The 10,213-nt window shown below is 47.2% G+C and carries 8 protein-coding genes; all 8 read left to right on the plus strand.

Going from position 1 to position 10,213, the window contains the following annotated elements:
- Positions 1-444 precede the first annotated feature (444 nt).
- Complete coding sequence (locus OMP95_RS11995) at positions 445-1,242, plus strand: cytochrome C assembly family protein (protein ID WP_266329153.1); 798 nt, start codon at positions 445-447, stop codon at positions 1,240-1,242.
- 130 nt (positions 1,243-1,372) lie between these two features.
- Complete coding sequence (locus tag OMP95_RS12000) at positions 1,373-2,659, plus strand: HlyC/CorC family transporter (RefSeq protein ID WP_266329155.1); 1,287 nt, start codon at positions 1,373-1,375, stop codon at positions 2,657-2,659.
- Positions 2,656-4,599 carry a hypothetical protein gene (locus tag OMP95_RS12005; RefSeq protein ID WP_266329157.1) on the plus strand — a complete coding sequence of 648 codons (1,944 nt, stop codon included), beginning with the start codon at positions 2,656-2,658 and terminating at the stop codon, positions 4,597-4,599. Before OMP95_RS12000 ends, OMP95_RS12005 begins: the two co-directional genes overlap by 4 nt.
- Positions 4,600-4,665: 66 nt before the next feature.
- Positions 4,666-7,125 (plus strand): AsmA family protein, encoded by a 2,460-nt coding sequence (locus tag OMP95_RS12010; protein ID WP_266329159.1) that lies wholly within the window; start codon positions 4,666-4,668, stop codon positions 7,123-7,125.
- A 61-nt stretch (positions 7,126-7,186) separates the two neighbouring features.
- On the plus strand, positions 7,187-8,227 hold the full coding sequence (gene mutY / locus OMP95_RS12015) for an A/G-specific adenine glycosylase (RefSeq protein ID WP_266329161.1): 1,041 nt from the start codon (positions 7,187-7,189) through the stop codon (positions 8,225-8,227).
- Between the two features lie 8 nt (positions 8,228-8,235).
- Positions 8,236-8,502: an oxidative damage protection protein gene (locus OMP95_RS12020; RefSeq protein WP_266329163.1), complete on the plus strand. Its 267-nt coding sequence runs from the start codon at positions 8,236-8,238 to the stop codon at positions 8,500-8,502.
- A 315-nt stretch (positions 8,503-8,817) separates the two neighbouring features.
- A complete protein-coding gene (locus OMP95_RS12025; RefSeq protein WP_266329165.1) occupies positions 8,818-9,027 on the plus strand; it encodes a cold-shock protein in 210 nt (69 codons plus the stop codon).
- A 203-nt stretch (positions 9,028-9,230) separates the two neighbouring features.
- Positions 9,231-10,052 carry a hypothetical protein gene (locus tag OMP95_RS12030; protein WP_266329167.1) on the plus strand — a complete coding sequence of 274 codons (822 nt, stop codon included), beginning with the start codon at positions 9,231-9,233 and terminating at the stop codon, positions 10,050-10,052.
- Positions 10,053-10,213 lie beyond the last annotated feature (161 nt).

A 10,213-nucleotide genomic window follows, 5' to 3' on the forward strand; every position in this document is an offset into this window, starting at 1 on the left:
TAGCGTACTCCCCAGTCTCTCACTTAAACTGTCAAACATATTTCACCTTGCTGACTGACTTGGTAGCCAGTGATTATTTGCTTTGAACCGATATTATAACTGATATACCGAAACAACTTGGAAATGCGCGTATCAGAGCCCATGTAAACAGTCAGAACAAGGCGCAGCCTGCAGCGAATGGTTACTCCCTTGGCAAAGGCTACAACGCCGTTCTGACTGTTTACATGGGCTCCCAAGGGCGAGACGATAAGCTACCCTCTTCTTTGTTATAACATCTTGCAAGAGAATAGCTATTCCGGCGATGTTATGCCGCGAATAGCGCAGCTTCTTGTCTCGCTGATATCGTGCATTTCCAAGTTGTTTCGGTATATATTGTTCAGGTCGGGATGACATCGTTTATCATTGCTGATTTAAAACGACTGAACCTCCAAGGATCATTAGAATATGGCCATTGCCAATGCATTAGCATTTCTGCTGTATCTTAGCAGCAGTGTAATCCTTATCCGGCGCTTCGTGCAGAAAGATCAAGCCGCTGTCTCTACCAGCATTCCGGTCGGCATCCTGATCATCATGGCGCTGCTATTTCATGCTACCGATATTTTCTTCACGATGAAAAGTGCCGGTGGCTGGAACCTGGGGTTGTTTACCACCTTTTCCCTGACCACCTGGTTAATGGCGCTGATTGCCTTGCTTATCGGGGCCAGAATGCCCAACGCCCATCCGGGCATCGTTATCTATCCACTGGTCGCTCTCAGTCTGATTTTGAAAGTCGGACTGCCCTCATCTGAACCGCCGTCTTTGTCTGATCCTGCGCTTGAGTGGCATGTCCTGCTGTCTCTGGCGGCCTACAGCTTATTTATGCTGGCGGCCATTCAGGCCATCATATTGGCAGTTCAGGAAAAACAATTACGCCAGCGCCATGCTGCCGGGCTCATGCGCAAATTACCGCCGCTGCAATCGATGGAAGCGGGACTGTTCCAACTTATTATTACCGGATTTGCATTACTGACGATGGGCCTGGTCACCGGTCTGATGTTCGTCGAAGATCTATTTGCTCAACATTTGGTACACAAAACCATTTTATCTATTATCGCCTGGTGCGTGTTTGCTGCTTTATTGTGGGGGCGATTTCGACATGGCTGGCGCGGTAAAACCGCAGTAAAGTGGACTTTAGTGGGCTTTTCCTTTTTAGTATTCGCTTATATGGGCAGTAAATTCGTGCTTGAATATCTGGTGAACTGATTATGCTTTTTCAAGATACTATTACCGGCTTCAGCGTTTTTAGGGTGTTTGGATGAAAAACATCCCTGTTTCCTCCCTGACGGGCGCGCTGAAGCGCGTCCAGAACATCTCCATGAAAGAACATTAATACATGCTTGAAGATACTTCGTTACTTGTTCTGTTTCTGATCCTGTTTTTTTTGCTGCTGTTTTCGGCATTTTTCTCCAGTTCAGAAACCGCATTAATGGCGCTAAACCGCTATCGCTTGCGTCATCTGGAACAGGAAGGTCATCGCGGCGCTATCATTGCCAGCGAATTACTGAGCCGGCCGGACAGGTTGATTGGCCTGATTCTGCTTGGCAATAACTTTGTCAATATCATGGCGTCAGCCATTGCCACTGTGATTGGGATTAAATTACTGGGTGAAAATGGCATTGTTGTCGCCACTTTCAGCTTAACCTTAATCGTGCTTTTATTCGCGGAAGTCACACCCAAAACCCTGGCGGCACTCCATCCTGAACGTGTGGCGTTTCCGGCCAGCTTCATACTCAAACCGTTACTGTTTGTGCTTTATCCTCTGGTCTGGTTCACCAATGGTATTACCAACCGCCTGTTGCGCCTGTTTGGCGTGTCCCCGGAGAATGTTGCCACCAGTGCCATTAACACCGAAGAGTTACGGGTTGCGCTGATGGAAGCAGGCAGTATGATTCCCACTCGCCACAAAGATATGCTGATGAGCATTCTGGATTTGGAAAAAGTGACGGTGAACGATGTGATGGTGCCACGTAATGAAATAGAAGGATTGGACAGTAATGCGCCTTTCCCTGAAATCGTCAAACAGCTGTCGCATTGCGGCCATACACGCCTGCCGGTTTACGAAGGCAGTATGGATAATATCGTCGGTATGCTGCATCTGCGCAAAGCCTTGCACTTACTCACCCAGGATAACCTGACCACCGAATCACTGAACAGCATTACCAAGAATGCTTATTTTGTTCCGGAAGGCACGCCGCTCAATACCCAGCTGATTAATTTTCAGCGTAATCAACGACGCACCGGCCTGGTCGTGGATGAATACGGTGATTTGATGGGTTTGATCACACTGGAAGATATTTTCCGTGAAATCGTGGGTGAGTTCACCGCTGACACAATTGATGAAGATAAAGATATTCACCCTCAGGCTGACGGCAGCTACCTGATAAACGGCACCGCCAATATCCGCGAAATCAACCGTAACAATAACTGGGATCTCCCTACCGAAGGACCGAAAACCATCAACGGTCTGGTGATTGAATATCTGGAAAGTATTCCCGATCCAGGTGTCAGTATCCGTATGGGTGACTACATCATCGAAGTGGTGCAAACCGCTGACAATGCGATTAAAACCGTACGCATACGTCACATCATTCCTCAAGTCAACGAGGGAACCGAACAATGACCGCGTTGCGTCTCAAACTTTCCGGCCTTAATGGCGTTGACAAAAGTTCACTCAAGTCAATGTTACGACTGTCGACTGATTTGCTGACGCATGAATGGATAGTTGTTGAAGAAGGCCATGCTGACCTGGTGCTCTATGCCTTTGATACCGAGATAGGGCAACAGGCCTGGCAAACACGGTCAGCTGGCTATACCGCACTGTTGACTAATACCGGCAATGTCACCGAACCAGTAGATATCGTATTGAGAAAGCCACTGAGAAAATCCAGCTTCTCGGAAGCCCTCAATCTGATAGAAGAAAAAATCAGATCACAGCAGGCTGCCGAACAAAATCAGCAAATGGCATCAACAGCCACAGATAAAACAACCGAAACTAACTGGGCGGGTGCACTGTTAAACAGGTTTAATCTCAACAAAAAACCTGCACAACATCTGCCGCCCCTGAATCTTCAAAAAGCAGAAAAAGAAAATCTCAGTAACAAAGCAGACACCATCAAAGATCCGGTTTTACTGCAAGCCTGGATAAATCAACTGCCAAAAGATACTAACCAACGGATCGGCACCCTGCTCAGCAACCTGCAACCTCTTAATCAACTTAATCTTAAACCGATGCTGCGTTTGCAACTATTGGAAATTTATCGCTCCGCAGTGATGGATTTGCTGTTTACCCGTGATATATCGGCGGTAAAGCGTGATTTATATGTGACCACGGAAAACCTGAAAGCCATCAGAACCGTCAACGAACTGATTTCCGATCTGGCCGAGGGTTACAAACAAATTGTCAGCTATTATTACTACCGTGGTGAAACACCGGAACATAAAGTCATGCTGCTCAGTCTCAACCGGGCCACCGAACAACTGTCATTGCAAATTTTACACGCATATCACTACTACCGCTCTGCACCGACCGGTGCCTGGGCACAATTACATCAGTTTTATCTGTATCAGGAACAGGCACAAACTTTGTTTGAGACGGTAACCCTGAAAGAGCACTACCACAGCCCGTGTTTTTTTGATTTATATGGTCAAATTATTCTGACAACACTTGCTGATCCCTACAGCCTGGCAAAATTTGATGTATTCCGGCTCTTTCGTCTGATGGAACAGTTTACGGATAAAATCGAAATCAGCCTGCTGAGTGAAAAACAGATCAACATCACCAGTAACTTCCTGCTCACCGGGCATTTCTGTATCGATTGCAGTCAAGACGTCATTCCCCAGCCCATGGTCAAAACACCTGTTAATATTCGTGCGGCCCGGACCACCCGGCTGTTGAATACACAGCCAGCGCTTCTGGCTATCGAAAATATCTTCAAAGATGCCAAAAACAAAAGCCATGCTTCGCCTGATACCGAATTGCGGCTGTTAAAAAAGATTATTCCCCAGCTCAACACCACCCATGAGCGCCGTTTTCACCGGCTGACAACAGCCAAACACCGTAACGTGCAGATTGCTCATGGTATCAATGCCATTCACCAGAGCCTGACGCAGAAATTGACTCATGCACTGGAATGGCAACTGGTCAACCAGAGTAGCGGCGGTATTATGGCCAAGCGCAACAGCGAAGGCTGTTATCATCTGAATATCGGTGATTTTGTCGGTGTTTTTGAAGCCGACTACGCTGTCAAGCTCGCCACCATCAAGTGGTTACACATTGACATTGAGGGTGAGTCGCATATCGGACTTGAATTGATTGATGGCAACCCGGTCCCGGTTTATTGCACACCGGATGGTGAAGCAGAACAGCACCCTGCGCTGCTGTTACCGACAAATGATACGCAAAGTCCTTCCAACATGATCACGGAAAAAGGGCTGTACTCACCGAAAAGAAAGCTCCGAATCAAAGATGACGGTGACCCTTATTTAATCATTGTCAGTGGTATGATCGACAGTACACTGGATTATGAACAGTTTAATTACACTATAAAAGCCGGTTCATAATCTCCACCCAATGGCATATCATGAGTCAATAACTCAGGATTTCTTTTCCAGAATGGAATTTCAATTATGCGCACTGCCTTAAAACTGATTTTTGCCGTAGTCATTATTGTTGTGGCTGGTCTGATCGCCTTGCCATTTATTGTTGACCCAAATGACTACAAAGATGAAATTTCCAGCCAGGTAGAAAAAGCCACCGGGCGGACATTAACCCTGCAAGGGGATATTGGTTTATCTGTATTTCCCTGGATTGCGCTGGAACTGGGGCCTTTGTCATTGAGCAACGCTGAAGGATTCAAAGCTGATGCATTTGCCCAGGTTGAGGCGGCTGAAATTCGCATTAAACTGATGCCGTTACTGAAAAAACAGCTGGAAATGGACACCGTAGTACTGGACGGCCTGGTGCTGAATCTTGAAACAGACAAAAACGGTAAAACTAACTGGGATGATCTGACAGCAACGGACGATAGCAAAGCAAAAGATAAACCCGAAACACCGCCGTCAAAAGAACCTTCTGCGCCCGCTCTGGCGACAATCAGTATTGCCGGTGTTAAATTGACCAATGCCAATATTCTCTGGTCTGATGCATCAAAAGGTGAAAATTATCAACTGCGCAACCTGAACCTGAATACCGATCCACTGGTACCGGGTAAGCCTACGGCCGTCGATATGGCGTTTGATCTGATCAGCGCCAAACCGGAAGCCAAAGCCCATGTCACGCTTAACACCAAAATCACGGTTGATATGGAAAACCAGCAATATGCGCTGGACGACGTGAAATTTACCACTATCGCTGAAGGCAAGGCGTTACCTTTCTCGCAAGCTGATGTCGCGCTGAATGGTAATGTCAAAGCCGATATGGTTAAACAATTGGTGGATATCACTGATCTGGTAGTGACTGCAAAAACCAACAAAGACGCCCAGGCTATCGACGCCAGAATGACAGGCAAAGTCAGTTCAAATCTGGCAACTCAGCAGACTACTGTTGAGGGTCTCAACCTGACTGCCAATATCAAAGATCCCGCCCTGCCGGGTAAACAAGCCGAGTTGAAACTCAACACCAATCTGATGGCGGATCTGCAACAGCAAACCTTGACCTTATCTGCATTGATCGTCGAATTACAGGAAATGATGCTGACAGCAGATATCAAAGCCAACAAAATTCTCACTGACAATCCGACCTTTGCGGGTAATGCTCACATCAACCCTTTTAATTTGAGAAAACTGGCCGGCGATCTTGACATCGACCTGCCGGAGATGGCTGACACTAGCACGTTGGAACTAATGGAAATCAAAGCAGAGCTCGAAGGCTCAGCATCCAGCATCAACGCCAAACAACTGATTGTCACGCTGGACCAAAGCACACTGAGCGGGCAGCTGGCCATCAACAACTTTGCCAGCCCCGCCTTCAACTTCAAACTGAAACTGGATGAAATTGACGCTGACCGCTATCTGCCCCCCGTCGAAGAAGGCAAAGGCAAAGCCAAGCCAGCCGCTTCTCCGGCTACAACCGCTGCCGCAGGTTCCAGCGAATTACCGCTGGACACCTTGCGTCAAATCAATGCCAAAGGCAGCATTGATATTGGCAAGATGAAGCTGACCGGTATCCGCAGTGAAAATATCCATATCACTGTCAATGCGGCGGATGGCCTGGTAAAGCTGACACCGATGCGCGCTGATCTGTATCAAGGCAAATACAATGGTGATGTCACCCTCGATGCGCGTGGAAAAACATTGAAACTGGCGATTGATGAAAATCTCAAAGGGGTGCAGGCAGGTCCTTTGTTACAGGACATGACAGGGGATGCCAAAATCAGCGGTACTGCCAGTGCCAATACCAAACTCACCGGTAATGGTGCAACGGTGGAACAAATCAAACAAACGTTGAGCGGTAACGGTGGTTTTTCCTTTACTGACGGTGCTTTGCAAGGTATTAACATTGCGGAAAGCATTCGCATAGCAAAAGCGGCGTTGAAAGGTGAAAAGCTGCCTGAATCTGATGCACCGGTTCAAACCGACTTTTCCAGCTTGAGCGGCACATTCAAAGCTACCAATGGCGTTATTGATAATCAGGATCTGGAGGTCAAATCCCCCTTGCTGCGTATTAATGGCGCCGGTCAGGCCAGCTTGCCTGATGAAACTATCAACTATAACTTGAAAGTCGCGGTAGTCGGTACCGTTGCCGGACAGGGCGGTAAAGAGCTGGCTGAATTGAAAGGAGTGACTATTCCAGTCAAGATCAGCGGCACGTTCAGTGAGCCCAAACCTTCAGTCGATCTGGCCAGCATGGTCAAAGATCAGGCCAAGGAAGAACTAAAAGCCAAAGCAGAAGAAAAATTGAAAGACAAACTGGGTGATGGTCTGGGGGGGCTATTGGGCGGTGCATTAGGTACCCAACCGTCACAGGATGCCTCTGCTGCAGACAATACTGAATCTGCACCTGAAGAAGAACCCAGTGGCGAAGAAGAAAAAACCCCTGAGAAACAACTGGAAGACGCCGTTAAGGACAAACTTAAAGGCTTTTTCTAATTCAAAAATCTATATACCCGTGCTCATTGTTGATCACGGGTCTTTTTTATATGTATTCATTTTGAAAAATTCCGGTTTCGCCCAACAACTGCTGCATTGGTTCGACAAGTTCGGCCGCAAAGATTTACCCTGGCAGCAACAGCCTTCGCCGTATCATGTCTGGTTGTCAGAAATCATGTTGCAACAAACACAGGTTGCCACGGTTATTGCTTACTACCAGCGGTTTACTGCCTGTTTTCCCGATATTTATTCTTTGGCAAAAGCTTCACAAGATACGGTACTGGCCCAATGGTCAGGACTGGGTTACTATGCCCGCGCCCGCAACCTGCACAAGGCAGCCAGGATTGTGGTCAGCGACTATGGTGGCAACATGCCGGCCAATCTGGAGGCGCTGATGGCTCTGCCCGGCATAGGCCGCTCCACGGCCGGTGCGATTCTGACTTTAGCCTATCATCAACCCTTCCCCATTCTTGATGGCAATGTGAAACGTGTACTGTGTCGTTTTGATGCGGTTGAGGGTTGGCCGGGCAACAAACAGATTGAAAACCAATTATGGCAACGGGCTGAACAATTACTGCCAGAAAAACGCATTGCCAATTATATTCAGGCTCAGATGGATCTGGGTGCCACCTTGTGTACCCGAACCAGACCGGACTGTGAACACTGTCCGTTACAGCAAAACTGTCAGGCCTATCAAACGGGTGAACCGACCCGGTTTCCGACACCGAAACCGAAAAAGACCATTCCGGTCCGCCACACTCACTGGCTGGTATTGCAGAATGATATCGGCGAAGTTCTGCTTCAGCAACGCCCACAGCAGGGAATATGGGGCGGTTTATGGAGCTTTCCCGAATTGACTGATATGGGCGAAATCGGGGATTTCTGCCAACAGCAATTGCAACTGACGCTGTTGAATCAACAGGCCGTGACACCATTGCAGCACGTATTTACTCATTTCAAATTGAATATTCAGCCTCACCTGTTGCAATGCAAACCGGCCGGTGTCGCCGAGAAAGATTATGGCAATTGGTATAAAATAGAAGACACTTTTAAGCTGGGCCTGCCGGCTCCGGTTAAATCATTTCTGAAATCACTACAGTAGAGGACTTTATGGCACGCACTGTACATTGCGTAAAACTGAACAAAGAGGCGGAAGGACTGGACTTTCCCCCGTATCCCGGTGAAATGGGCAAACAAATCTATGAATCTGTCTCCAAACAAGCCTGGCAAATGTGGTTAAGTCAGCAGACCATGCTGATTAATGAATATCACCTGTCTCTGGCTGACCCGAAATCACAGGAATTTTTGAAAACTGAAATGGAAAAATTCTTCTTCGGAGAAGGTTCAGCCCCCCCGGCTGACTTTGTCCCTAAATGACGTTTTCACAGGGCTTTTAGCGCAACAAGCCGGAAACCGAAAGGGGATAAAATCACAAACCAGAAAATTGTGTCTATATCCCCTTCCCTCCTCTTAAATCACCGCCGAAACCAGTAAGAATCTGCCTTTTCAGATTTTTAACTTCTAAAATATCGTCTTTTGGGTGATAAAAAATCAAAAAAAATATTGCTTTATTTGCGAAAAATGCTGACTTTTTTGCATTCTTTCAGCGTACAATGCAATTAGCTTCTTTCGAAGCAGTAAGTCCGTTGGCTCTGGATTAAGAGTTAACACAGTTAATAGATTGAGGTTGATATGGCAGATCAAGTTACAGGTACGGTTAAATGGTTCAATGATGCAAAAGGATTCGGTTTTATTGAACAGGTTGATGGTCCCGATGTATTCGTCCACCACACCGCGATTAAATCAGAAGGCTTTAGAACATTGAAAGAAGGTCAAACAGTCACAATGCAGGTGACTCAGGGGCAGAAAGGTCCGCAAGCGGAAAACGTCGTCCCGATTTGATGCATTATGCATAAGATTCCAAGGCTGGTCAGAGCAATCTGACCGGCCTTTTTTTGTTTTTGGAACACTTCCAAAAATTGCTTTTTCCGTGACAGCTGCGTTGGCCCTGTTATCGAGTCCTCATCTAACCTTTGTACACTGAGGTTCTCCACGCAATGCCACTTTGCTTGCCCGAAAAAATTCTAATTTTTGGCGGTGTCCTTATGTCATACTCAAAAAAACAAGGACAGTTAGGTTTTGCCATGAAAGTTTTCAGTTTCAGAAATATTCGTATCATTATTCTGTTGGGCATACTGGCTACAGCGTTGATTTACACGCAGGAACAGCAACGCAGCACCACATCTTGGTATAAACCGATTGAAGCAGTTATCTTTCCCATTAATGGTGATGCCGGTACCGACACAGCTGAATATATAGCATCGTTATCAGCAGCTGATTTCAAGGATATCGATCAGTTTTTTGCCAGCGGCGGCCAGCAATACGCCTTGACTGCCGAACAGCCCATTATCACTCGACTGGCCACGACTATAGAAGCACGGCCACCTGAGCCGCCGGCTGATCGCAGCAACACATTATCAGTGATCTGGTGGAGCCTGAAGCTGCGCTACTGGGCCTGGAAACACACGCCTGATAATATTTCCAACAAAAATCGTATCCGACTTTTTGTGCTCTACCATCAAGCTGATGACAAGCAATCGCTGGCACATTCCCTGGGCCTGCAAAAAGGCCTGATTGGTGTAATCCATGCCTATGCAGATAACAGGCAAACCAAACAAAATACGGTGGTCATGGCACATGAAATCCTGCATACAGTAGGCGCCACAGATAAATATGATGCTGCCAATTTACCGCTTTACCCAGTTGGTTATGCCGAGCCGGATCTAGAACCGTTGCATCCGCAACGGTTTGCCGAAATCATGGCTGGACGTATTGCCATTGACACTAACAATGCCAAAATGCCTGCCAGTCTGCGTGCAACACGAGTGGGCGAACAAACCGCCAGAGAAATTAACTGGATTAAATAATGTCATCACTGGATCCGGCCGCATTTATTGGCCATCACTGCTACGGTGTTCTCTCTAGCCATTCTCTGAGCCATCCCGGCTATCCGTTCGGCTCGGTTGTACCTTATGTGATATCGCCGCAGGGACAAATTGCCATCTATATCAGTGAACTGGCTGAACAC

Origin of the sequence: Methylophaga sp. OBS4, from assembly GCF_026319305.1 — a bacterium.
In the GTDB taxonomy this organism is placed as follows: domain Bacteria; phylum Pseudomonadota; class Gammaproteobacteria; order Nitrosococcales; family Methylophagaceae; genus Methylophaga.